Below are 23,850 nucleotides of genomic sequence, written 5' to 3'. Positions count from 1 at the left end.
TCTATTCCACAGGAAATATTTCATTTAAAATTTTAGATACTTCTTTTGATTTAGTAGCGGGAAACAGATGGGTTCCACCCCGTATAATATAGTTCGGTTTTGAATTTTTCACAGGAAATACAATATCCCTGTCACCTAATATCTGGATCACTTCAGGATTTTCATCAAACCTCCAATCTGAAATCTTTTCTATGGACCATTTCAGATAATAAGGATCTTTCACCCTGAAATACTGTAAAACCTTAGGATTTTTTGGATCAAAGAACTTCCTGAGCACAGAATATGCCGCTGTATTTTTTTCATTAAAAAAACGAGTAGGTAATATTTTAGGGATCCTGGTAATCTGTCCGGCTCTTATTAACCTCGATTTTTCTTTATCAGATTTAATACTTCCTAAAATCACTACTTTTTCAGCCGGTTTTATTTTATTGATCTCCTGCACCATAATTCCTCCAAAAGAATACCCCAACAGATAAAATGGTTCCGAATCATCAATCTTTGACGCCATTCTCTCAACGTATTGAGGAAAACTTTCGTTTAGCCCCGGAATGAGCCAGTCTATAAACACCACTTCCAGATGTGCAGGAAACTGCAATTTTTCCAGCACTTTAAAATCTGCACCAAGTCCGCTTATTACATAGATTTTCATACTGCTAAAATAAAAAATATGGGTAACTATTGAAAGCTACCCATATTTAATTTATTGTTAAAGTAAAACCTTTTATTTTTTCTTTACAGGAACCCTGTTATCATTATCCAGCTTTTCTGTAGAAACTTTGAATTGGATATCCATTTCATCTTTAATGAAATAATCTTTTAAAGAAGACTGATAGAATACTTTGAAATCCCTTCTGTTCAATGAGAATTTAGCAGACTCAATCACTACCGTAAATTGTGTAACATATACGTTAGCAGGGAAAGTAATGGTCTTTCTCACTCCTTTTATCGTAACATCCCCATATACCGTTGAATTGTACTCACTGTTTGCCAGAGGAATAATTTTAGTTAAGTGGAATTTCGCAATCGGAAACTTTTTAACTTCAAAGAAATTGGTACTTTTAAGGTCGTTGGTCAGCTTGATCTGATCTTCATCAGAAACATCCCCCGCCATCAGACTTCTCATATCAATTATAAATTCACCGTCTACCAAAACCGTTTTATCAAAATTGAATTTTCCGCTTTTCAGTTTTACTGTTCCGGAATGTGATGTAGGTACAGTTTTTACAACCTTATATCCCCACCATCTGATCTCAGAAGAGGTCACCTTCGAAACCTTATCAAATTTTCTCTGAGCAGAAACAAATGATATACCTACGCACATCATAGCAAACAATAGTAGTCTTTTCATTCTTTTTTATTTACAATTCAACAAAAATAAAAAAAAGTGTAGAACTTCTACACTTTTAACAATCTTTTTTTGATTAAATTATTTAGCAGTTACTTTTACAAGCATATCGATATCATCTTTCACAAAAACATCCTGCATTGTTGATTTGTACGCAACGTCGAATTTTTGTCTGTCGAAAGAAAATTTATCTGATACAAGACTTGCTACTCCTTTGCTGTACGCAATCTTCGCAGGGAAAGAAATACTGTTTGTTTTTCCTTTTACTGTAAGATCTCCTGTTACTAGAGAGTTGTATATTTTATCATTGTTTTTCTTTACGGAAGTAATCTTAAAAGCAGCTGTAGGATATTTCTCAACTTCGAAGAAATCTCCGTTCTTTAAATGTCCGTTCAGCTTAGTCTGGTATTCTCCGGAAAGGTCTGTAGACGTAATAGAAGTCATATCTAAAACGAAAGATCCACCCACAACATCATTTCCTTTCATAACAAGGTTTCCTGACTTCACTTTTACTGTACCGTCATGAGAACTTGCCTCAGATTTTGCTACTTTATAACCCCACCAGTGAACATCAGATGCTACCACTTTTTTTGATTGCCCGAAAACCAATCCACTAGCTAAAACCGCTAATAATAATATTTTTTTCATTGAATAAATTTATTTAATTGTTATTTAACGATACAAATGTAGCTATCTTATTTGATAGATTTTATTGATGTACATCAATAAAACCAATTATTTTCATGAATAATATCAGGCATAAAAAACTCCGGAGTTTCCGGAGTTCTTATTTTCTTATTTGTTATTCGTAATACGCTGTATACAGTGCGACACCATGTAAACCCGTGAGATTATTCCTGATCAGATAGATAGGAATATTCCTCAACATGTCTTCCATTTTATCGCTTATTTTAAATTTCTCATAGAATTTTGCCTTATCCATATACTCATTCAGCATCTGCGGAATATCGCCAGAAATCAGCAATCCTCCGGTAGCCTTAAGCTTTAAGGTAAGGTTATTAGCCTCTCTCGCAAGAAATTCCAGGAAGGTATCTAATGCAATTTTACAGATCAACACATCATCTTCAACGGCTGCCTTGTATATCTCCTGTGAAAAATTACCGTTGGCAAGTCGATCCGCCAGCCATTCAGGCTCAGGATGTCTTTTCACGTCTCTTAAAAACCGGTAGATATTAAAAAGCCCTGTTTTGGAAAGAACATTCTCCCAGCTAACAATCCCATAGATGTTGTTCAGGAACTGATAAAATTCCACTTCAACATTGGTTCTTGGTGAAAACTCAGAATGTCCGCCTTCTGTAGCAAAAGGTCTTAAGTATTTTCCATCAAAGAAATACCCCGCTTCCCCAAGACCATTTCCAGGTGCCAGGATCGCAACATTTCCTTTTTCAAGGTGTCCGCTTGTGTAGATAGCTTCCAGGTCGCTGTCCTCAAGAAGTCCCATTCCATAAGCAGATGCCTCAAGATCATTAAGCATATCCACTTTTTCGAATCCGAATTCATTTTTAAATTCGTCTACGTCGAAACTCCAGCCTAATCTGGCAGGGTTACTCTTCCCATTAAGAACCGGTCCCGGAACCGCTATTCCTAAACGCTTCACATTGCTCAGCTGATTTTCCTGAATAAATTTTTTCAGGATTTCCGAAAAAGAAGCATGTTCTTTTGTCGGGTAGCTTGTCTGTAATTTTATATCAAGCCCTCCATTACCAGACACATAGTATCCTAAAGTGGTAACATCCTCACGTAAGTTGGCTCCAATGATGGAAACATCATTATTATTGCTGTCTTTTACACCCGGTAAATAAAGGGGAAATTTTGGATTTAAGTTCATAATCACAAATTTTATCAAATATAATAATAGTTTTCGGAAATCGTGTACGGTAATAAAAAACCTTTTCAAAAAGATGAAAAGGTTTTGGCTAATAATTGTTTATATATAAATCTAACTACTTTCCTAATGGAATATTGTAAGAAAATCCGACACCAATGTTACCCACATTGTAGTCCTGATTTACTAAATCACCTTTACTTCCTGTAAATACCTTCTGATATTGTACGAAGAAATTCCAGTCCTGATTATGGTACCCGATTTCAGGTTTGATATAAAAACCTCCGCTTGGTCTGTCAACCGAAGTATTGGAAGCTACTTTATCATCCCCTACAAGGAATCCATAACCCAAGTCAGTCCCAAAATAGAAACCTGTTTGCTTTGGATAAATTCTCAATAATGCTGCTACAGGAATTACCCCTACATCATTATTTTTATATCCGTTGTTTTCTTTTCCGAAATAATGGGAATAACCAGTTGCGATACCTAATCCAACTCCCGGAGTAATCAGATTCTGGTAAGCCACATCCACACCCACAGCAGCAGAAAGATTATCAGAAGGAACAGCTAATCCTACATTCGCTCCTACTTTAAGCATGTTGTTCATCTGTACGCTCTGTGCACTTGCTACACCTGCTGTTAAAATTCCAGCTAGTAAAACTGCTTGTTTAAACATTTTCATAATTTCTGATCTTTAAATTTTACTATTCAGAATGCTGTAAAAATCATGCCAAGCAGGTCGTTTTTCACTCCTTTAACATCCGCAAACGACTCAAATCATTGAAAATTAAACAGTTAATTTTTGTTAAAATTTAAATAAATGTTTAATTAAGTCTCGAAAAAGCAATAGCCAAAAAGTGAAAAATGTTTAAAATATTAAGTTCAGTGCTTTCAGGAGCGATTGTCAATGGATTTTATCCAACCGCTATTACCTGAAAAAAAGACTGCCTTTTCAGGGCAGTCTTTTTTTATCATTCCAGATTACGTTGTACTTATGCTGGAATCTGCTTTTTTCCTTCTTCCTTTTTATCTAATTTTTCACTCACTTTTTTTACGATATATTCTATAACAAGTGGTGCAACTATGGCAATAACCGCCTTAAGAATTCTTGATTTCATATGTAGTAATTTTGGTTTATCATTACAATTTTTAAGCCATTTATTAATCCGCTTTATTCATTGGTATTCAAAAGCTGGTAATTCCGGCATGCTTCTTCCAAACTGGCCTGAATTCTTTTTTTGAGCCTCTCAGGCCTTAAAACCGTTATAAATTCGCCGAGCCCCAATATCATTCTCTCCAATTCAAAGTTCAGCTGAACACATATTTTAAATGTGGTTCCGGTTTTATCTTCCTTTATAATCTCCTGGGAATGGTGAAAAGGTTTGGTTCTGACATAAGGGGCATGTTTTGGGTTAATTTTAAAGATAACATTCTGCGGACGTTGCCCATCCGAAACCGTAACCCCGATCACTTCCCCGAAGTAACGGTCCGAATCAAATTCTTTATCAATATAGCTTACCTTTTCATCAACAGAAATCTCCTCCATCCGGTCCAAGGCCAGATTATACATTTTATTCTTAAACCAGCATATAAGGAACCAACGGTTATTGTATTCCTTCAGGAGCTGCGGATGTACGGTGTAATAATCCGATTCTCTTGCTTTAAAGCTTTTATAAAGGATCTTCAGTACTTTCCTGTTTAAAATGCTTTCATATAGTATATCGATGTGTTCGAGCCCTTTCAGCTGTTCATTCTTATCGAGGTGGATAATCGACTTCTGGTTTGTAGAATGGATGGAGTCTTCCAGCTTCTGGATCACTCCGTTCATATCCTTAAACATGGAAAAGTCCTTGAACTGCTTCAGGATCTGAACGGCATTATTCATTGCCTTCAGGTCACTTTCATTTACTGATATATTATGAATACTATAATCCGGATCACTATATCGGTAGTATTTTCTGTCGTAGACTTCAATAGGTGCCTCATAGCCAAATTTTTCACTCCGCATATTCTGCAGGTCAAGCTGGACCGTACGTTTGCTGACAAATGATTCTTTGCCTTCAAACTCAAACAGGGCTTCCGAACATTCATCGATAAGATCCTCCAGCGTATATTTTCTATACTTGTTTTTCAGGCATTTATCCAATGTTTTATATCGGATCAGGGCATTTTTGTTCGATGACATAATTGTATTTTATTGAAATGTCTTTTATTCCGCAACATGATTTTTCAGCCGGAATTTTTTCTTTTCCTTATTTCCTTTCTAATTGAATGTAAATAAATCAAAAACCACAGATAGTCTTTCCGTTCAACTCTAATCAACGACTTAATAACTTATTTGAAAAATTAATACATTAATACATTAATACATTAATACATCATAATCAAAATCATTTCTTCGCCAAAGCCTCTCCATCAAAAGAAACCCCATCCCATCCGAACTCCATAAAATTCCTGATATTCTGATGATCTGTTCCATCGGGATTTTTCAGTACATCTTCTCTGTAAAAATCTCCGAAAAGACTTAATACCTCATCCTTTGACAAATTATTCTGCTTTCCAAAACTGAATACCTTACATGATCCGTTATTCTGATCCGCTTCGTTCACTGTATTCCCATTCGCGAATCTGGTAGGTGTAAAATGATAATTTTCATCAATGTAGGCAATGACATCTTTAAACTGAATGGTTTCCGGAGAATTTTTTACTTGTTCTAATAGCATATTTATTTTTTTTAGGCGAAAGAGCGAATTGGCAAAATGGTTAAATCATTAAAATATAACTTCAATTGACTTTGTGGCAATTCCGTTATTTTGCTTTTCAGCTTTTCGCTTTTGTAAAAATAATCAAAAAAAATTCATCTACGCAAAAAGATTGCATACTTGTATATTTACTTTGCATCATCAAATTGAAAGAACACATGGAATTTAATGGAAATCACCTAATTGAATTAGGGTTCAGACCCGCAAAATGGTTTAAAGAAGCCATAGAATATATCAACGAAAATAATCTGGATGAAACTCAGATCAAAACGTATCTGGAGCAATATAAACAACCGGACCAGATTCCTTTGCATGAAACCCCAAAAGATTTCATCATCAACATCAGAGCTGAGCACGAAAGTGAAAATGATAACGTGGAAAAGGTAATCAAAACCATGCAGGTTTTAATGAAAACCCCAACATTGGTTGGAGGAGCTTTAATGCCTGATGCCTGTCCGACAGGACCAGAAGGTCATATACCGGTGGGTGGTGTGGTTATTGCTAAAAATGCAATCCATCCCGGGTTTCATAGTGCAGATATCTGCTGTTCCGTGATGTTGACTGATTTTGGAAAAGCTGATCCTAAAGCCGTTTTGGATACTGCTCATTCGGTAACTCATTTCGGATATGGAGGAAGAGCACGAGGAGAACAAATGCCAATGTCGCAGGAACTGATGGATGCGTTCAGGGAAAATTATTTCCTTAATGATGAAAAGCTGATCAGCATTGCCCGCTCTCATATGGGAACACAGGGCGATGGAAATCATTTCTTATTCGTTGGTATTTCTAAAAATACAGGAAATACCATGTTGGTTACTCATCATGGTTCAAGAGCTCCGGGAGCTGCTCTTTACGATAAAGGGATGAAAGTTGCCAATCGTTTCAGACAGGATATTTCACCGGAAACGCTGAAAGAGAATGCCTGGATCCCATATGATACAGAAGAGGGAAAATCTTACTGGGAAGCTCTGCAGCTGATCAGAACATGGACGAAAGAAAACCATACTTCCATCCATGATGCCGTTTTATATAAAATGGAAATTGAAAAAGAGAACAGGTACTGGAATGAGCACAACTTTGTCTTCAAAGACGGAGATCTTTTTTACCATGCAAAAGGAGCAACCCCACTGGATGATAAATTCATGCCTGATATTACAGGACCAAGACTGATTCCATTAAATATGGCAGAACCGGTTTTAATAGTTCAGGGAAACACCAATGAAAGAAACCTGGGTTTTGCCCCTCACGGAGCAGGAAGAAATTTCAGCAGAAGTCAGCATAAGAGATCATTGGCCCACAAAACCATTGAAGAAGTTTTTGCTGAAGAAACCGAAGGATTGGATATCCGTTTCTTTTCCAATGAAATTGATATTTCCGAACTACCGACCGCATATAAAAGTGCTAAAAACGTAAGAGCACAGATTGAAGAATACGGATTATGTGAAGTATTGGATGAAGTGATGCCTTACGGGTGTATCATGGCTGGTGATGTCGGGAAAAATGCACCATGGAAAAAGAAAAGAAAATTTAGAAAAGCACAGAACGGATAATAGTAAGAAATTACTTTCCCTGATATACTCTCGCCTATAATTATGACAGACAGATTTTGATTTTAGTCATTTGTTTATCGTAATTGTTGGCGAGAGATTTAATTTATATCATCAGCTTCCGATTCTCTCTTTCAGGTCATCTGCACCTCCGGTCTTTCTCAATTGAAGGTTTTTAGAGGATCCGAAGTTATAAGTATAGGACAGCATCACGACCCTGGAATCTCTTTTTACCGTAAAATTCTCCAGGTAATCATTATAAGCAAACTGCCCCCTTGGATTACTGGTAAAAAACACATCAGCAAAAGAAAATTTAAGGACACTTTTATTGTTAAATTTTTTCTGGGCACCAATACTCAGAAAGCCATAGGGCCGTGCATATACATAAGCCTGTATTTCTCTGGCGTGGTAATTTCCCGTAACTTCAGCAGTAAAGCCGTTTCCTAATTTGAAGTTATGGATGCTGTTGATGCTGAAGGTAAAATTTCCCTGGTTGGTAATCTGACTTCCCGAAACATTCCCTGTGAAAGAAGCATAGTAAAAACTGGCAGTATTGCTTATATCCCACCAACGCATCACTTTTACAGGAACGATCAGACTGAGCCCGTAATGGGAAGCCGAACTGATATTTTCAAATGTTTGGATCGCAATATTCTGTCCGTTTTCCACCACAGGCTTTACTACATTAATTATGTGATCAGAAGTTCTGCTATAATTCAGTGTGGCAAAATATTTATTGTTAAGGCTGTAAGTAAGCTCATAATTCATCATCGTCTCGGGAATCAGATCTGGATTTCCGGCCTTTGAAGTAGTAGGGTCAAAGTAAAATCTGAAAGGATTGAGCTGATTATAACTGGGGCGGGTGATCCTTCTGCTTAAGCTGATCTCCATGGAACTTTTATCCGTTATATTATATGCCAGTACTGCACTCGGGAATACTTGCGTATAGTTTCTTTTATTAATCTGGTTATTAGCAAGCTGCATGCCCTTTATATTTGTATTTTCCATTCGCAGTCCGGCTATCATTTTAAGCCTTTCCCATTTTTTGGAAGCATTCCCATAAACAGCATTAATGTTTTCCTCATAAATAAAATGATTGGTTTTGGTAGGATCAGACACAAAGACCCCTGAACTTCCGTCAAAAAATTTCAAATCATTATCAGATTTTACAAAGCTTGTTTTAATCCCGCTTTCCAGTTTCCATCCATACTTAAAGTTTTTAGTAAGGTCGCTTTTCAATGAAAAAATATTCAGTTTTCCTTTCATATCCCCTTTCAGAATATCAAGCCTGTCCAAACTACCCGATAAATTGTAGTTCCTGGTTTCAAAATTCTGTAGAGAACCGTTTGAATAGTTGATATAGTCAAAATCCGTTGTTAGTTCTGATCCCAGAGAATCAAGGCTGTATTTATGGTTGAGATTAAGGGAAGGATTAGCGAAATGATTCCGGGTTTTACTTATGGTTCCGAAGGTACTTTCCGGAAGCTGATTACTTCCCAGTGTGAGGCTTGAGGTATTTCCGTCAATTTTAACATTATTAGCTACTAGTCCCACAGAAAGCCCAAGAATATTCTTGTTATTCAGATCGTAATCTATCCCCATCCTGGTCATATGGCCCGTTATTCCAAACTTCAGGAAATTATCCTGAATAAAAGCTTTTTTAAATTGGTTGTTTTCATAAAAATTCCTGTTTAAAAGCAGATGATTGTAAAAAATTCTATCAACAAAGCCATAGTTTGCAAAAGCATTCACCTTCCCGCTCCTGTGATTGATGCTGACCGTATTGTTAGTTTTTATATATTTACCGGCTCCCGCAGAGATAGAAACAGTCCCGTTAGTCCCCTTCTTTTGCTCTTTTTTTAATCTGATATTGATAATCGAAGATCCTTCTGCATCATATTTCGAAGAAGGATTGGTAACAAATTCTATTTTATCAATGGAGGCTGAGGGAATCCCCCTGAGATAACCCGCAAGGTCACTTCCCGTCATCGGTGTATTTTTACCGTCAATCTGAACCAGCAGATTTCCTTTTCCGTGAAGACTTAAATTGTCATTATTATCCACGCTCACTCCTGGTGCTTTCTCCAGGATTTCAAAAGCCGAGCTTCCGGTAGCGGAAATGCTGTTTTCTACATTAAGGATCATCTTCCCCTCCTGTCTTTCTATAAAAGGACGGGTTTTGGTAATGGTAACTTCTTCAATGGATTTTACTGTAAGATCAATAACAGGAAGCATCTTATTTTCTGTTACAGGAATATTTTCTGAATGATAAACCTCAAAACCATTCCTGTAAACTTTCAGTTGGTAACGACCGACTTTCAGGGCAGAAAACCTGAACTGTCCTTGCCGGTCAGCAGTTTCGGTTTTTATCAATGTATTTTCAGCATCAAAAAGGCTGATGACTAAAGACTGTGTACCATCCGATTTTATAGTACCCGACAGCGAGAAACGCTGTATATCCTGTGCTGGTAAAAGTGTACTGAAAAATATCAGTATTCCGATAAAAATGCAAGAAAATAGCCTGATCATAAGTTTATCTTTTAAAGTGATGTAATTTTCATATGGTCAAATAATGCAGAGTTATTTTATTTTTTTAAACTCGATATTGGCCATATTAAAGCCGGACACGGTAAATCCACTTACAGTACCTGATGAAGTCCATTGGAAATCAAGCTGTCCGAAGTAGGATTTTGATGAATAAAAGCTTGTTGAACTGAGTGGAAATAATAGAATATCTGGATTTACCGAATGTTTTGCTACTAGGTGATGATTTTCAGTGACCAGCTGGTACATCGTATTGAATTCTTCATTTCGGTAAAATCCTTCCAGTTTTTTCAAATCTTTCAAATCCACTTTAGGCGGATTCATTCTGATTTTTTTCATCGGAAATGTAAAATCCGCAATTTTGAAAAAAGCTGAATCTTTATTAAAAACAAGGCTTGCCGTAGCAACGGAAGGAATGCTGAACCGGTTATCTCCAACTGGTTCTAAAAGTTCTCCTTCTTCCTGTTTATAAGTTTTTAGGTAAAGGTTGTTTTCTTTTACAGAAACATCAAAGTAGCTACCTGGGATACGCTCATAAATCCCTTCAAATCCTTTTAATTCGGATGCTGTATAAGCAGTTTTTTTAGGTTTTACAACCGTTTCTTTATCTCCAAGAAATAAATCCACCAATTTATAGACCATCTGATAACCTTCAGTTCCCCTCTTATTCGCCAGCAGGACAACGGAAAACTGCTGATTGGGAATATGTAAAATATAAGAACCGTAACCCGCTGTCCCTCCACCGTGAAAGACAAGATGCAAACCTTTATAAGTACCCGTCTGCAGCCCCAACCCATATTCAATGCTTCTACCATTATTTAGGATCGTATTTTCCTGCATCACAGTATAAAAGTCATGATTATCCGTAGCTGATTTCTGAAAATCAGCTGCCCATATACAGAAATCATTAAGTGTCATATAAATATTGGAAGATCCGTACTCCATTTGCCCGATCGGATATTTTAAAACAGTATCCCCCTGCTGCAGGTAAGAGTCTGCCTTATTCGGGATGATCTTTTCCGGATCATCTATCGCCATAGTATGGTGCATTCCTAACGGAGTGAAGATATATTTCCTTAGAAGTTCACCAAAATCTTTTTTATAGACCCTGTGAAGGATTTCGGCTAACAACATAAAACCGGTATTATTATACTGATACTGCTCGCCCGGCCGAAAGTTAAAGCTTTTAATACCCAGAATTGTTTGTACTGCCTGACTATTGGTTACCCTGAATTCATCCCCGAATCCCTGTAATCTTTTAATTCCGGTAAAATCAGGCAGCCCATGCGTATGATTTGCCAGCTGACGGATTGTTACCGGATAAGATAAATGTTTGAGCTCCGGAAGATAGATCCTGATATCATCATCTAATGACAGCTTTCCTTCTTTCACAGCCTGCAAAGCAATGAATGCCGTAAACTGTTTGGAAACCGATGCAATATTAAAAGCTGTGGAATCTGTAATGGGTGTCTGATTTTCCAGGTTGGCCTGGCCATAAATCTTCTTATAAATTACCTTTCCTTCTTTAATTATGCCTACGGCCATCCCCGGAGCATTTTTCTTGACATAACTATTCAGCAATGAGTCTGCTTTTCTGATTGTGTTTTTTTGATTGAACTGTCCGGAGTATTTCCCACAATTCATTATAAAAAAAAGAAATAATGCTACTTTGATCTGTTGCTTCATCTGATGTAAATTTTATGATGAAACAAATCTGAAACTTTGCATGGAAATAAAGATCCGAATACCGGAAACCGAACCATTTTTATGGCGTAAAATCAGTCCGACTTTAAATCGAACACTTTTTAAATAACTGATTTCCTGTAATCTGTAGGAGTAATACCCGTTTCTTTTTTAAATGCGGTATAAAAAGAGGATTTGGAATTGAAACCTACCTGATACAGAACTTCCAATACAGTAAGCTGAGGCTGATCTTTTAAAAGTAATTGGGCATCCTTAATCCTGAATTCATTAATAAAATCAAAAAAATGCTTTCCCGCAGACTGATTGATCAATAAAGAAAGCTGCTTCTCCGGCATATTAAATTTTTCAGCCAGCTTTTGCAGGGTAAGGCTGTCATCCAGATAAGGTTTCTCAGTTTCCATTAATTCCATAAGATCTTTTAGCTGCTGTGGTTTTTCATGATGATCCCCGGATTCAATTTTTAAAGGAACCAAATCTTTATCAATTCCGGCAAACAAATTGGGTCTGTACAGGGAGTTGAGCACAAACCAGCTGATCATAAATAATACAAATAAGCAGCTAAAAGTATACAGATAGGTAAAAAGGCTCCCGTTGTTCTTTACAAAATCTCTGAGTAGCACAAAAAAATTTCCGATTAAAAACAAAACTGTAATCTGTATTAACCACCTATAAATATGACTATGATTTCCAGAATAATTATCCCGGTATAGTTTTTTAAAAATCCTCAGCTCAAGAAAAACAGCAATAATATAATAGTAATACTGGATAATGGTAAAAATATCAAAAACCTGGTCAGCTTGTGCAGACATCTGTGTAACAAGAAACAGAACAAGGAAGAAGAGAAAAGGTAGGCCATGTACTAGATGCTTTTTGGACAGGCTAAAGTTATAGTAGCATGCAGACTTTACATACAGATAATAAAGTGGCATCTGAAGAAGAATACTGGAAGACTTAAAACTTTGCATAAAATTCCCGGAAGGATATACAAAGAATCCGGATAAATCTATAACAGAAGTAAGAAGAAATGCAGCAAACAGATAATTGGGTAATCTTCTTTTGCTTTTTGCCGTGATCAAAAAGATGCTTAACAATAAAAACAAAAAAACAATAATTTTCCCTAGGTCACCTATTAATGCCATATTTTCTTGTCTAAATTACAATATTACAAAAAATGTAATAGCCCAGAAGACTTATATTGAAAAATTTAACCATTCACTATTTTCCATTTTCCCATAAGGTATTTCATTACATTTATAATGATTTCGTTATTCTAAATTATTACGCAAAAAGACTGCGTAATCGCTTTATTATTTTGTACCATCAAAAGAAATAAAAATGAAAAACAGGATATTAGAAAAACTAAAAGAGGTAGAAGACAAACACAGCATAGAAATACTTCTTGCAGTTGAATCCGGCAGCAGAGCCTGGGGATTTGCATCGCCGGACAGCGATTATGATATACGGTTTATATACCGTCATGAAAAGGAATGGTATCTTTCTCCATGGGACAAGGATGAAACCATAGAATTCATGACAGAGGATGACCTGGATGGTAGCGGTTGGGACCTTAAAAAGACTTTTCACCTTTTGCTAAAGTCCAATGCTGCATTGCTAAGCTGGTTCTACTCTCCTGTCGTTTATAAGAAAAATGAAGAATTTGCAGACTTGTTCAAGCCTTTGGCTGATACTTGCTTCTCTCCGATAGCGGTGTCTTACCATTATTTAAGTATGAGTAAAAAGTACCTGGAAGCCTGCAGACATGATGAAGTGAAATTAAAAAGTTATTTCTACTGTTTAAGAACAGCACTTACAGGAAAGTGGATATTAGACAAAGGAACCGTTCCTCCTGTTCTGTTCAGTGATCTTCTGGTATTGGTTGATGATTTTACAAAAACTAAAATAGAGAGTCTGGTTGCTTTAAAGGCTACTAAAGGAGAATCCTATAATCACTCCAATGACTGGGAGCTTTTAGGATTTCTGGAAAGTGTAGTTGCTGAGACTGAAGAAAAAACGAAAACATTGGCAGGAGGAAAAGGAAATAAAAAAGAAATGGAATTGGTGTTTAGAAAAATACTAGCTTAACGGATCGAAAGCACTTAATATTACACCATTTTTTCAATGTTAAAAAAATCGGACAATTATAATATACCATCATGACGATTCAGGATCTTAAAAATAAAAACCTTCTTCTTTTTGAAGCTATTTCCGGAAGCCGGGCTTTCGGGCTGGCAACGGAGAGTTCCGACACGGATATAAAGGGAGTTTATTACCTTCCCAAGGAGGATTTCTTTGGATTGAACTACATCCCCCAGATTTCCAATGAGACCAATGATATTACCTATTATGAAATCGGGAGATTTGTAGAATTGCTGCAAAAGAACAATCCCAATATCCTGGAAATTCTGGCAAGTCCGGAAGACTGCATCCTGTACAAACATCCGTTGATGGATCTGCTGAAAACGGAGGATTTCCTGTCAAAACTCAGTAAAGATACCTTTGCAGGTTATGCGGTTTCACAGATTAAAAAGGCAAAAGGTCTTAATAAAAAGATTGTAAACCCGATTGATAAAGAAAGAAAATCCATCCTGGATTTCTGTTTTATCCTTGCAGGACAGGGTTCCGTTGCATTGAAAAAATGGTTGCATGAATTTTCTGTATCGGAAGGACAGAATAGTCTCTCACAGGAACAATTCGGATTGGTAAGCATTGATCATACTAAGGGTATGTTTGCTTTATTTTACGATGAATCGGGAACATTGGGATATAAGGGGATTATTCAGAATGAAGAGGCAAATCAGGTTTCTGTATCATCTGTTCTTAAGGATGAAAAACCAACTGCTTATCTGTTCTGCAATCTGGATGCCTACTCTGTTTACTGTAAAGACTATAGGGAATATTGGAAATGGGTAGCTGAGCGCAATGAGGACCGTTACAATGTCAACCAGATTCATGGGCAGAACTACGACAGCAAAAACATGATGCATACCATCCGATTACTGCAATCCTGCGAGCATATTCTAAAAACAGGTTCGATGCAGATCCGCGTAGAGAACCGTGATGAGTTACTTGATATAAAAGCAGGAAAAAGATCTTATGATCACGTAATGGAAAAAGCTGAAAACCTGGTCCTTTCTATAGAGCATTATTATTCCAGTTCTAACCTACCAGACACACCGGATCTGGAAAGGACAACTCAGAACCTCATCGAAATCAGGAAAAAGCTATATCATTCAAAATAAAGATCCGGGAGTTGTATAGACTCATAAACCACCAAAAAGAAAATAAGGTTGCCTTTTTCTAAGGCAACTTTATTTAAAGAGATTATCTATTCATTTCGGGTCCTTTACATTTTTACAATTTTTGAGTAAAACAGAAATTTAAATTTGTAAAAAAAATAATGAAAGTAATCTATTTTTTAACGGTTTTCTTGTTAGGCTGTACCATTCAGGCTCAAGATTCATTAGTTACTAAAATTGCTTCACAACATTATCAAATCATAAATTTCGAGAATAATCATTTTTCCGGTGAAGGAATTCGTAACCTGACTGAAACGATTGCTAAACACAAATATGTTCTGATCGGTGAAGACCATCTTAATAATGAGGTCCTGGATTTTACTTCTTATCTTACTCACAATATCAACTTCGACAACTATATTACGGAAGCAGATCAGCTTACCATTGATATTCTTAAAAAAGACTTCGAGAAAAATAAAGAATACCAATCAATTGTTTCCAGCTCTAACGGTAGATTTTCGTTTTTCTCATTTAACAAAGACCATGACCTTCTGGATTATTTTTTCCAAAATAAAAAAACCGTCATAGGCCTTGATCAGATTTATTACAATTCTGATGCAGTGATCTTCAGAGAGCTTATTGCAAGGACATCCAATAAAATAGCAAAAGCAAAATATCAATCTTTACTGAAAGAATCGAATGAGAGATGGAACACGTTCAGGTCAGGACTGGGCTATCGGACTATTGATGACAGCAAAAACCAGCCCTATTTGTTTTGCAACGATTTCAGGACCCGTATTGCAGATATTCAAAAATTAGATTTGTCTGAATATGAGCATAAAGCTTTAAACAAGCTGCTACAAAGCAATACAATATATGCTCTGGAAAATAATCAAAAGGGAGACGAATCTCAGTTCCTGAAAATAGCTTCAATGAAGGAAAATCTTCTTGAAAACCAGAACAAAATAAAAGGAAAAAGAAATCTTTTCAAGTTTGGAGCCAGTCATGCCGGTAAAGATCAGAGCCTACTGCAAAATAGCCCTGATATAGGAAATGTTGCATTTAATCTTGCCGAAAAAGACCACGAAAAGTCCTTACATATTGCCATTATTCAAAAAAATGGAAAAACAGGATCTTTCTTTGCTGAAAATAATGATGCAGAATACATTCTTTTTCTGAGACCCTTCTATCGCCTGGTTCATAAGGAAAATGAATGGCTCCTCTTTGACCTTACCAAGATCAATGCTGAAATAAAAAAACAAAAGACTTCCGTAAAGTCCGGCACCCTAAAAAAACTATTGGCGGGTTACGATTATTTAATTATTATACCCAAAGTAACTGCTCAGAAAATAGTTGTTTAGCACATATGCTGTTTTTATTTACTTTGGGTTCAATACATGTTAATCGAGATCATTCGTAAAAATGGCCCATTAACATTACATTACTCCAAGTCCTGATATATCAGGACTTTTTTATTTTTAAATATTTTTTTAATTAATTATTGTTTTACGATAATTAATTATACATTTGCATTATCAATTAATTATCATGCTATGAATCAAACTAAAACTATTGCAAAAATTTTATACTATATCTGCCTGGTATTATCAGGAGGATATCTTATTACAGCACTTTATTCCTTTTTCTGTATGACTACAGGTTTTGCGGTAACTCCTTATAAAGAGGATCAATATTTACATATCAATTATCCTTTTACTGAACAGCCATTTCTCAACATTGAAAACAATTATCCTTACATTATATTCTCTTTCATGGCCGTTTTAGTGACATATGGTATTTTTTTCTGGTTTTCAGCAAAAGTTTTTAAAGTGTTCTTTCAACCTCAATTATTTACCGAGGTCAACATTTTACAATTGAAGAGATTTTACTTATACAATATTTTCCTTCCACTACCGCTTGTGATCATCGCAAGTTTCTTTACAGAGGTCGAAAGTATTATATGGGGATTGGTTTTTATCCATTTCATGCTAGGAATTTTCTGCCTGTTTCTTGCTAATATCTTCAGGCAAGGGCTACATTTGCAAAACGAACAAGATCTATTTATATAAAATGCCAATTATAGTCAACTTAGATGTCATGCTTGCCAAGCGAAAAATGCAGAGTAAGGAATTGGCAGAAAAATTAGGAATCACGCCTGTCAATTTATCCATTCTGAAAACGGGAAAGGCAAAAGGGGTTCGTTTTGATACCCTCGAAGCTATCTGCAAAATTCTGGAATGCCAGCCGGGAGATATTTTAGAGTATAGAGAATAGTGGTGGAAACGAGATAAAAGATGCATGATATCGGTAAGAAAGCGAAAGTGCCCATGACCTTAGCCTTTAGTTTTCATCTATCAACTCATACCCTTTAACTGTCAGCTCATTTTCATTAGCAAGTAGATACAACAACTTATTTTTCAACATCATAAAAAAAGCAACGGAAACATTGCCAGCTATTGTATTATCCAAATTTAAAATCATGAATACATTATCCATTAACCACCTGAGCCTTACCTATAAAAATGGCTTCCAGGCAATTAAAGACATTTCATTGGAAATAGGAAATGGCATGTTCGGTTTACTGGGTCCGAACGGAGCCGGAAAGTCCTCTTTAATGAAAACCATCGTTGGCCTCCAGAAACCGAGTTCGGGAAATATTATTTTCAATGGTATTGATATTTCCAGGGAGCCTGATTTTATAAGACAAAACCTCGGGTTCTTACCACAGGATTTTGGAGTTTATCCTAAAGTTTCAGCTTACGACTTATTGCATCACATTGCTATCTTAAAGGGAATAAAAGACAATACCTTTCGAAAAAGACAGATTTCCGGATTGTTGGAAAAAGTAAACCTGTCAGATTTCCGAAACAAAGAAGTCCATACTTTTTCAGGCGGAATGAAACAGCGTTTTGGAGTTGCCCAGGCTTTATTAGGAAACCCTAAAATCATTATTGTGGACGAACCTACGGCAGGACTGGATCCCGAAGAACGCAACCGTTTTAATTCTTTACTCAATGATATCAGCAAGGATGTTATTGTGATCCTTTCTACTCATCTTGTAGAAGATGTCCGGAATTTATGTTCTGAGATGGCTATTATCAATAAAGGAAAGCTTATCCGAAAAGGGAAACCCGGTGACCTGATTTCAGAATTAGAACATAAAATCTGGTCAAAACGGATCAACAGAAATGAATGGGAGGATTATCAGGCAACTCATGAGATCATCAGCCAACAGCTGATCGAAAGAGAACTGTATATCACGACTTTCGCAGCCCATCAACCAAAAGATTTCAATGCTGTTCCTCCTCTTTTGGAACATGTATACTTTCATAGCCTCACTCAAAAATCATAATCATGAACTCATTACTTTTATTTGAAGCCAGACGCAACATAAAGCACTGGCTCAGTTATCTTATTGCCTTCACTTTAGTCGTTTTGGGTATATTTTGCGGAAGCCAGTTCAACCTGACTGTCGGAGAACGTATTTATCTCAATTCACCTTATTCCATCGGGTTTATGGTGGGTATGTTGAGTCTTTCTATTATATTTTTTGCGATTATCTACGCAAGTCAGCAGCTATTTAAGGATTGGGATTCGAAATTTGATATGATCCTGTTTTCTTTACCTCTTTCAAAAAGAACATATCTGCAAGGAAAGTTTCTGAACTATTTCCTGCAAACCTTCCTGAGCTTCCTGTTTTTGATTATTGGCTTTATTCTCGGGCAAAATACAAGGACAGGAAGTGAGATGCAGCCCTATTTCAATCTCTGGTATTATCTATATCCGGTAGTGATTTTAGGATTCATCAACTGTCTCTTAGTCTGTAGTTTTTTATTTTTCATTGCCTACAGTACCAAAAGAAAGCTCCTGGTAGTAACCGGCGGCCTGCTGTTATACGTTCTGTATATGGTTGTATTATTATTTTCCAATTCACCTTTCATGGCGGGAAGCTTACCTCAATCAATAGAGACTCAGCAGCTCTCTGCACTATCTGATCCCTTTGGATTATCTGCCTATTTCCTGGAGGCAAAGGTATTTTCGGTGGCCCAAAAGAACTATTCTATCACTCCTCTTTCAGGATATCTATTGACGAACAGGCTGATTTTTATTGTATTTTCAGGACTGTTCTTATTTTTATCTTATCGTTTATTTTCTTTTACGACCTCTTCAGATAAAGGATCAGGAAAGAAAAATGATCTTTTTTCCGCTCCTCATATTGTGTTGTCGGATTATATTACTGCCGAATCAGATTTTGGATTCAGGGCCTCTTTCAGATCTGTTATTTCCTTTGCCAAAATCGATCTGATTTACCTTTTTAAAAGTGTTAGCATTATTGCGGTTTCTATATTGCTATTGTTTGCAGTCGGTATGGAAATGTATGCTGAAATTGAAAAAGGAATCCGTTTACCACAAAAGTATGCAAGCTCAGGTCTCATGGCAACAACCATTTCAGAAAATTTCCATCTACTCGGATTGTTGATCATGACGTACTTCATTAACGACCTGTATTGGAGAAGTCAGTCATCAGGATTTATCCTGATCGAAAAAAGCACCCATTTTTCAAAAAATAAATTATCCGGACATCTTCTCTCCGCTGGTATTCTCATTTTCTTTTTTACAGGTATCCTTATCATAGAAGGCCTGACCTTCCAGCTTGGCTACCATTATTTCCATATTGACTGGAGTGCCTATTCAGGCACAATCCTTTTCAATACGTTACCATTGCTATTATTTTCCGGTTTTATACTGCTGATTAATGACTTTAGTAAAAACAGGTTTATAGCATTAGGAATTTCCGTTCTTGCCGTTTTTATTTTTGCAGGCCCCGCCTCGAAAAAGATTATTCCATACCCTTTACTGAGGATATTTTCAGATTTTAAAGGGGTTTACAGCGACTTTAACGGTTATGGAATCTATACAACAGCATTTGCTGAAAGACTCTTCTTTGGAATAGGTTTGGTTGCGTTTCTATGGATCCTTAACAGATCTGTTGCTACAAAAAAATGGAATAAAAATCAATGGTTGGGTATCGCTATTCTTTTAGCAGCCGGTATTTTTAGCGGATATCATTTTATGAAAGGATACATTCCTCAGAATAAAGAAGAATCAATTGCTAAGGCTGTTCTGTACGAAAAAAAATTCAAGATCTTTGAACAACTCCCTCAGCCTGTAATAAAAGATGTCAGCACAGAAATCAAGCTTTTCCCGTCCAAATCTTCTTATATAATAGAAGGAAAATATACTATTACCAATATCACAACCAAAGCTATTGATAAAATTTTATTTAACTTCCATCCGAGTCTGAAAATCCAATCTGCTGTTCTCACTACTTCTTCCGAGTCTGTAAAGATCCGTACAGAAACTGCAGCAATATATTTAAACCGGCCATTACAGCCCAATGAGACTGCAACCTTAAATTTCACACTCTCCTATCAATGGTATGCAGTAAACGGACACGATTCATTCAATGCTGTTATTAAAAACGGTTCGTTTATGCGGATAAGCAGATATTATCCAAGTATTGGCTATCAAAAAAGTTATGAACTTCAGGATGAGAAACAAAGAATGGATTATAAATTGGGCAAAACATCTGGCCTTAAGAAACCGGAAGCTCCAGAAATATTCCTGAATGATTTTATTAATCTTACAATGACCGTCTCAACTGAAAAGGATCAGACAGCAGTCGGAACCGGAGATTTAATTAAAGAATGGACACAGGGTAAAAGAAAATATTTTCAATACGGAGCCAGAGGTATTCCATTTCGTTTTGCCGTTTCCTCTGCTGACTATAATCGTAAAAGTGTCAGGTATAGAGGTATTTTGATCAATGTCTTTTATCATGCAAATCATAGTGAAAATGTCTTTCATTTAATTAATAATGCGAAACTGACTTTAGATTATTGTATGCGCAATTTTGGAAAATATCCGTTCCAATCAGTCAACTTCGCTGAAATTTCTTCTTATACAAAAGGTTTTGCAGCCACAGCCTATCCGTCAGCGATCTTTATGCCTGAAGACATGATCTTTCATGCGAATATTCATGCAGATAAAAAACAGGATGTGATTAATGAACTCGCAGGACATGAGCTTTCCCATTTATGGTGGGGCAACAGCCAGATTGATCCCGATGACAGGGAAGGTTCTGTAATGCTTACGGAAACCTTAGCCATGTATACTGAAATGATGCTGTATAAGAAGATGCATGGAAAACAAAAAATGCTCGACAGAATAGAAATGCATCAGCAGATCTATGATAACGAAAAAGGATTATCAGAAAACAAGCCCATTTACAAAGCAACCGGAGAGGAACCTCATATCGCCTATTCCAAAGGTGCAGTAGCGATGGTGAAACTAAGTGAGCTGCTTGGTGAAGAAAGGGTAAATCAGGCACTCAAGAATTTTCTTTTACATAATCAATACCCTAAAAAGCCTGCAAGTACGGATCTTCTTAAAGAGTTTTACAAAGTATGCCCCGATGCATCTTCTCAAAAAGAAGTTGACCGGTTATTTAAAACTATATAATGAATCAGGATTGTCCCAAAAGAAAAATCCCTCTTGTGGAGGGATTTTTTATGCTACTAAAAGCTATATCTTATGCTTCAGTTGAAGGCTTTTCATTTTCCTTTGGCGTTTGCGCTGCGGGTTTACCACCTTCAGGTCTTTCCTGTCTCGGTTTTTGCTCCGGCTTTGGTGGTCTTGGTAATAAAACTTTACGGGATAATTTCATTTTCTTACGGTCATCGTAACCCATAAACTTCACTTCTACTTCATCTCCTTCAGCGTAAGGAACTTTATCAAGACGTGACCATTCGATCTCAGAAATGTGAAGAAGACCTTCCGTACCTTTTGCAATCGCTACAAAAGCTCCGAAATCCATTACTTTCACTACTTTCCCTTTGTATACTTCCCCTACTACCGGTACGAAAGTAATTTCATTGATCTTCGCAACAGCTGCATTGATTTTCTCTCTGTCTGTTCCTGCAATTTCAATACGTCCGATCTCGCCTATTTCTTCAATAGCAATAACAGTATCCGTATCTTTTTGTAATTGTTGAATGATTTTTCCACCAGGTCCGATCACTGCACCAATAAAGTCTTTTGCAATCTCCATAACCACCATTTTCGGTGCATGAGGCTTAACATCAGCTCTAGGCTCAGCAATTGTTTCCGTAATTTTATTAAGGATATGTAATCTTCCGTCTTTAGCCTGCATTAAAGCCTGCTCCATGATATCCATAGAAAGCCCCTGGATTTTAATATCCATCTGACAAGCCGTGATTCCTTCTGCCGTACCCGTTACTTTAAAGTCCATATCTCCCAGGTGATCTTCATCCCCAAGGATATCGGAAAGTACCGTGAATTTCCCGGATTTAGTATCGGTAATAAGTCCCATCGCAATTCCGGAAACCGGTTTTGTAATCTGTACTCCGGCATCCATTAATGCTAATGTTCCTGCGCAAACAGTTGCCATAGAAGAAGAACCGTTAGATTCCAGGATATCGGAAACAATTCTGATCGTGTATGGATTTTCTTCAGGAATTACAGCCTGTAAAGCTCTTTGAGCAAGATTTCCGTGTCCTACTTCTCTTCTTGAAGTTCCTCTTAAAGGTCTGGCTTCACCTGTTGAGAACGGAGGGAAGTTATAATGAAGGAAGAATTTCTCGTCATAATTCGCCATCACGCTGTCTACCATATTCGCATCTTTTACAGATCCTAACGTTACAGCTGTTAATGATTGTGTTTCTCCTCTTGTGAAAATTGCAGAACCGTGCGCTCCAGGAAGATAATCAATTTCCGACCAGATCGGACGGATCGTTTTAGGATCACGACCATCAAGACGGATGTTGTCTTCAAGGATCATCTGACGCATAGCCTCTTTTTCTACATCATGATAATATACTTTTGCGAAAGGTGATACTCTTTCCAGTTCTTCAGGATTATCAACATATTGTGCTAAAAACTCCTCAAGAACAGCTTTGAATTTCTCTCCTCTCTCTTCTTTACCTGAAGGTTGCTTGGCAACTTCGTATACTTTATCATATGTTTCTTTCCACACTTTCTCACGAATATCTTCGTCATGAATTTCGTGGTTGTATTCTCTTTTCGGGAAAGCTTTACCTACTTTTTCAGCAAGTCTTTCCTGAGCTTCAATTTGTTTTTTAATTTCAGCATGTGCAAAGATGATCGCTTCCAGCATTTCCTGCTCAGAAATTTCTTTCATCTCTCCTTCTACCATTACGATCGAGTCTTTGGTAGCTCCAACCATAATATCCAGCTCAGAATCTTTAAGATCTTCATATCTTGGATTAATCGCTAATTTTCCGTCAAATCTTACCACTCTCACTTCAGACATCGGTCCGTTGAAAGGGATATCGGTAATAGCAATTGCAGCAGAAGCCGCCAAACCTGCCAAATCATCAGGAATAGATTGTCCGTCGTAAGAAATCAGGGAAATCATTACCTGAACTTCCGCATGGAAATCTTCAGGGAAAAGCGGACGAAGAACTCTGTCCACCAAACGCATGGTTAAAATTTCCTGATCTGAAGGTCTTGCTTCTCTACGGAAAAAATTTCCAGGAATTTTTCCTCCTGCATAGAATTTTTCTCTGTAATCTACTGTTAATGGTAAGAAATCTACACCAGGATTAGCTTCTTTATTGGCTACAACAGTTGCTAAAAGCATTGTTCCACCCATTTTTACTACTACAGAACCATCAGCCTGTTTTGCTAATTTACCTGTTTCAATAGTGATTTCTCTGCCGTCTGCAAGAGTAATCGTTTCTGTAAACGCTTGAGGTATACTCATAAATAATTTTGTTTAAACACTCCGTATTGAGTGTGATTGATATAAATTCGTCTAAATTTT

At 36.8% G+C, this 23,850-nt stretch carries 20 protein-coding genes; 8 read left to right on the top strand and 12 right to left on the bottom strand.

Going from position 1 to position 23,850, the window contains the following annotated elements; all coding sequences use genetic code 11:
* Position 1: 1 nt before the first annotated feature.
* From AC0INN_RS00930 to AC0INN_RS00895, 8 genes are all read right to left on the bottom strand, one after another.
* Positions 2 to 649, bottom strand: a complete 648-nt coding sequence (locus tag AC0INN_RS00930) for an alpha/beta hydrolase (RefSeq protein ID WP_273647295.1) — start codon at positions 647 to 649, stop codon at positions 2 to 4.
* A 72-nt stretch (positions 650 to 721) separates the two neighbouring features.
* Positions 722 to 1,348 (bottom strand): YceI family protein, encoded by a 627-nt coding sequence (locus AC0INN_RS00925; protein WP_172276964.1) that lies wholly within the window; start codon positions 1,346 to 1,348, stop codon positions 722 to 724.
* 78 nt (positions 1,349 to 1,426) lie between these two features.
* On the bottom strand, positions 1,427 to 1,993 hold the full coding sequence (locus AC0INN_RS00920; RefSeq protein WP_172276961.1) for a YceI family protein: 567 nt from the start codon (positions 1,991 to 1,993) through the stop codon (positions 1,427 to 1,429).
* A gap of 154 nt (positions 1,994 to 2,147) precedes the next feature.
* On the bottom strand, positions 2,148 to 3,194 hold the full coding sequence (locus tag AC0INN_RS00915; protein WP_172276958.1) for a glucokinase: 1,047 nt from the start codon (positions 3,192 to 3,194) through the stop codon (positions 2,148 to 2,150).
* Between the two features lie 115 nt (positions 3,195 to 3,309).
* Positions 3,310 to 3,873: a hypothetical protein gene (locus tag AC0INN_RS00910; RefSeq protein WP_273647291.1), complete on the bottom strand. Its 564-nt coding sequence runs from the start codon at positions 3,871 to 3,873 to the stop codon at positions 3,310 to 3,312.
* 310 nt (positions 3,874 to 4,183) lie between these two features.
* On the bottom strand, positions 4,184 to 4,309 hold the full coding sequence (locus AC0INN_RS00905) for a hypothetical protein (RefSeq protein ID WP_262888793.1): 126 nt from the start codon (positions 4,307 to 4,309) through the stop codon (positions 4,184 to 4,186).
* Positions 4,310 to 4,362: 53 nt separating this feature from the next.
* Entirely contained in the window at positions 4,363 to 5,376 is a 1,014-nt protein-coding gene (locus AC0INN_RS00900; RefSeq protein WP_172276952.1) for a helix-turn-helix transcriptional regulator, read from the bottom strand.
* Between the two features lie 205 nt (positions 5,377 to 5,581).
* Positions 5,582 to 5,914: a HopJ type III effector protein gene (locus tag AC0INN_RS00895; protein WP_273647289.1), complete on the bottom strand. Its 333-nt coding sequence runs from the start codon at positions 5,912 to 5,914 to the stop codon at positions 5,582 to 5,584.
* Between the two features lie 197 nt (positions 5,915 to 6,111).
* Here AC0INN_RS00895 and AC0INN_RS00890 point away from each other — a divergent pair, with 197 nt between their 5' ends.
* Positions 6,112 to 7,503, top strand: a complete 1,392-nt coding sequence (locus tag AC0INN_RS00890) for an RtcB family protein (protein ID WP_306611251.1) — start codon at positions 6,112 to 6,114, stop codon at positions 7,501 to 7,503.
* A 111-nt stretch (positions 7,504 to 7,614) separates the two neighbouring features.
* On the opposite strand, the gene AC0INN_RS00885 is transcribed toward AC0INN_RS00890, so the two are convergent.
* From AC0INN_RS00885 to AC0INN_RS00875, 3 genes are all read right to left on the bottom strand, one after another.
* Positions 7,615 to 10,029 (bottom strand): TonB-dependent receptor, encoded by a 2,415-nt coding sequence (locus tag AC0INN_RS00885; RefSeq protein ID WP_273647287.1) that lies wholly within the window; start codon positions 10,027 to 10,029, stop codon positions 7,615 to 7,617.
* 51 nt (positions 10,030 to 10,080) lie between these two features.
* Entirely contained in the window at positions 10,081 to 11,730 is a 1,650-nt protein-coding gene (locus AC0INN_RS00880; protein ID WP_273647286.1) for a serine hydrolase domain-containing protein, read from the bottom strand.
* A gap of 119 nt (positions 11,731 to 11,849) precedes the next feature.
* Positions 11,850 to 12,887, bottom strand: a complete 1,038-nt coding sequence (locus AC0INN_RS00875) for a helix-turn-helix domain-containing protein (protein ID WP_273647285.1) — start codon at positions 12,885 to 12,887, stop codon at positions 11,850 to 11,852.
* Positions 12,888 to 13,083: 196 nt separating this feature from the next.
* Here AC0INN_RS00875 and AC0INN_RS00870 point away from each other — a divergent pair, with 196 nt between their 5' ends.
* From AC0INN_RS00870 to AC0INN_RS00840, 7 genes are all read left to right on the top strand, one after another.
* Positions 13,084 to 13,830: a nucleotidyltransferase domain-containing protein gene (locus tag AC0INN_RS00870; RefSeq protein WP_273647283.1), complete on the top strand. Its 747-nt coding sequence runs from the start codon at positions 13,084 to 13,086 to the stop codon at positions 13,828 to 13,830.
* Between the two features lie 71 nt (positions 13,831 to 13,901).
* The gene (locus AC0INN_RS00865; RefSeq protein WP_273647282.1) at positions 13,902 to 14,987 is read left to right on the top strand and encodes a nucleotidyltransferase domain-containing protein; all 1,086 of its coding nucleotides are present in this window, start codon (positions 13,902 to 13,904) and stop codon (positions 14,985 to 14,987) included.
* Positions 14,988 to 15,145: 158 nt separating this feature from the next.
* On the top strand, positions 15,146 to 16,345 hold the full coding sequence (locus AC0INN_RS00860) for a hypothetical protein (protein ID WP_273647280.1): 1,200 nt from the start codon (positions 15,146 to 15,148) through the stop codon (positions 16,343 to 16,345).
* 192 nt (positions 16,346 to 16,537) lie between these two features.
* Positions 16,538 to 17,053 carry a DUF2975 domain-containing protein gene (locus AC0INN_RS00855; RefSeq protein WP_273647279.1) on the top strand — a complete coding sequence of 172 codons (516 nt, stop codon included), beginning with the start codon at positions 16,538 to 16,540 and terminating at the stop codon, positions 17,051 to 17,053.
* 1 nt (position 17,054) lies between these two features.
* Positions 17,055 to 17,258 carry a helix-turn-helix domain-containing protein gene (locus AC0INN_RS00850; protein ID WP_040995723.1) on the top strand — a complete coding sequence of 68 codons (204 nt, stop codon included), beginning with the start codon at positions 17,055 to 17,057 and terminating at the stop codon, positions 17,256 to 17,258.
* 205 nt (positions 17,259 to 17,463) lie between these two features.
* Positions 17,464 to 18,336 (top strand): ABC transporter ATP-binding protein, encoded by an 873-nt coding sequence (locus AC0INN_RS00845; RefSeq protein ID WP_273647277.1) that lies wholly within the window; start codon positions 17,464 to 17,466, stop codon positions 18,334 to 18,336.
* 2 nt (positions 18,337 to 18,338) lie between these two features.
* Entirely contained in the window at positions 18,339 to 21,506 is a 3,168-nt protein-coding gene (locus AC0INN_RS00840) for an ABC transporter permease/M1 family aminopeptidase (protein WP_273647276.1), read from the top strand.
* Positions 21,507 to 21,576: 70 nt separating this feature from the next.
* On the opposite strand, the gene AC0INN_RS00835 is transcribed toward AC0INN_RS00840, so the two are convergent.
* Positions 21,577 to 23,790, bottom strand: a complete 2,214-nt coding sequence (locus AC0INN_RS00835; protein ID WP_273647275.1) for a polyribonucleotide nucleotidyltransferase — start codon at positions 23,788 to 23,790, stop codon at positions 21,577 to 21,579.
* Between the last annotated feature and the right edge of the window lie 60 nt (positions 23,791 to 23,850).

The sequence above is a fragment of the Chryseobacterium subflavum genome (assembly GCF_055762745.1).
Note: the sequence above shows the minus strand (reverse complement) of the source record. Positions and strands in the feature narration are given on the sequence as shown.

What these genes read in the sequence shown, in the direction of transcription:
- AC0INN_RS00930 (WP_273647295.1), bottom strand. Translation starts at nt 649, where the DNA reads ATGAAAATCTATGTAATAAGCGGACTTGGTGCAGATTTTAAAGTGCTG.
- AC0INN_RS00925 (WP_172276964.1), bottom strand. Translation starts at nt 1,348, where the DNA reads ATGAAAAGACTACTATTGTTTGCTATGATGTGCGTAGGTATATCATTT.
- AC0INN_RS00920 (WP_172276961.1), bottom strand. Translation starts at nt 1,993, where the DNA reads ATGAAAAAAATATTATTATTAGCGGTTTTAGCTAGTGGATTGGTTTTC.
- AC0INN_RS00915 (WP_172276958.1), bottom strand. Translation starts at nt 3,194, where the DNA reads ATGAACTTAAATCCAAAATTTCCCCTTTATTTACCGGGTGTAAAAGAC.
- AC0INN_RS00910 (WP_273647291.1), bottom strand. Translation starts at nt 3,873, where the DNA reads ATGAAAATGTTTAAACAAGCAGTTTTACTAGCTGGAATTTTAACAGCA.
- AC0INN_RS00905 (WP_262888793.1), bottom strand. Translation starts at nt 4,309, where the DNA reads ATGAAATCAAGAATTCTTAAGGCGGTTATTGCCATAGTTGCACCACTT.
- AC0INN_RS00900 (WP_172276952.1), bottom strand. Translation starts at nt 5,376, where the DNA reads ATGTCATCGAACAAAAATGCCCTGATCCGATATAAAACATTGGATAAA.
- AC0INN_RS00895 (WP_273647289.1), bottom strand. Translation starts at nt 5,914, where the DNA reads ATGCTATTAGAACAAGTAAAAAATTCTCCGGAAACCATTCAGTTTAAA.
- AC0INN_RS00890 (WP_306611251.1), top strand. Translation starts at nt 6,112, where the DNA reads ATGGAATTTAATGGAAATCACCTAATTGAATTAGGGTTCAGACCCGCA.
- AC0INN_RS00885 (WP_273647287.1), bottom strand. Translation starts at nt 10,029, where the DNA reads ATGATCAGGCTATTTTCTTGCATTTTTATCGGAATACTGATATTTTTC.
- AC0INN_RS00880 (WP_273647286.1), bottom strand. Translation starts at nt 11,730, where the DNA reads ATGAAGCAACAGATCAAAGTAGCATTATTTCTTTTTTTTATAATGAAT.
- AC0INN_RS00875 (WP_273647285.1), bottom strand. Translation starts at nt 12,887, where the DNA reads ATGGCATTAATAGGTGACCTAGGGAAAATTATTGTTTTTTTGTTTTTA.
- AC0INN_RS00870 (WP_273647283.1), top strand. Translation starts at nt 13,084, where the DNA reads ATGAAAAACAGGATATTAGAAAAACTAAAAGAGGTAGAAGACAAACAC.
- AC0INN_RS00865 (WP_273647282.1), top strand. Translation starts at nt 13,902, where the DNA reads ATGACGATTCAGGATCTTAAAAATAAAAACCTTCTTCTTTTTGAAGCT.
- AC0INN_RS00860 (WP_273647280.1), top strand. Translation starts at nt 15,146, where the DNA reads ATGAAAGTAATCTATTTTTTAACGGTTTTCTTGTTAGGCTGTACCATT.
- AC0INN_RS00855 (WP_273647279.1), top strand. Translation starts at nt 16,538, where the DNA reads ATGAATCAAACTAAAACTATTGCAAAAATTTTATACTATATCTGCCTG.
- AC0INN_RS00850 (WP_040995723.1), top strand. Translation starts at nt 17,055, where the DNA reads ATGCCAATTATAGTCAACTTAGATGTCATGCTTGCCAAGCGAAAAATG.
- AC0INN_RS00845 (WP_273647277.1), top strand. Translation starts at nt 17,464, where the DNA reads ATGAATACATTATCCATTAACCACCTGAGCCTTACCTATAAAAATGGC.
- AC0INN_RS00840 (WP_273647276.1), top strand. Translation starts at nt 18,339, where the DNA reads ATGAACTCATTACTTTTATTTGAAGCCAGACGCAACATAAAGCACTGG.
- AC0INN_RS00835 (WP_273647275.1), bottom strand. Translation starts at nt 23,790, where the DNA reads ATGAGTATACCTCAAGCGTTTACAGAAACGATTACTCTTGCAGACGGC.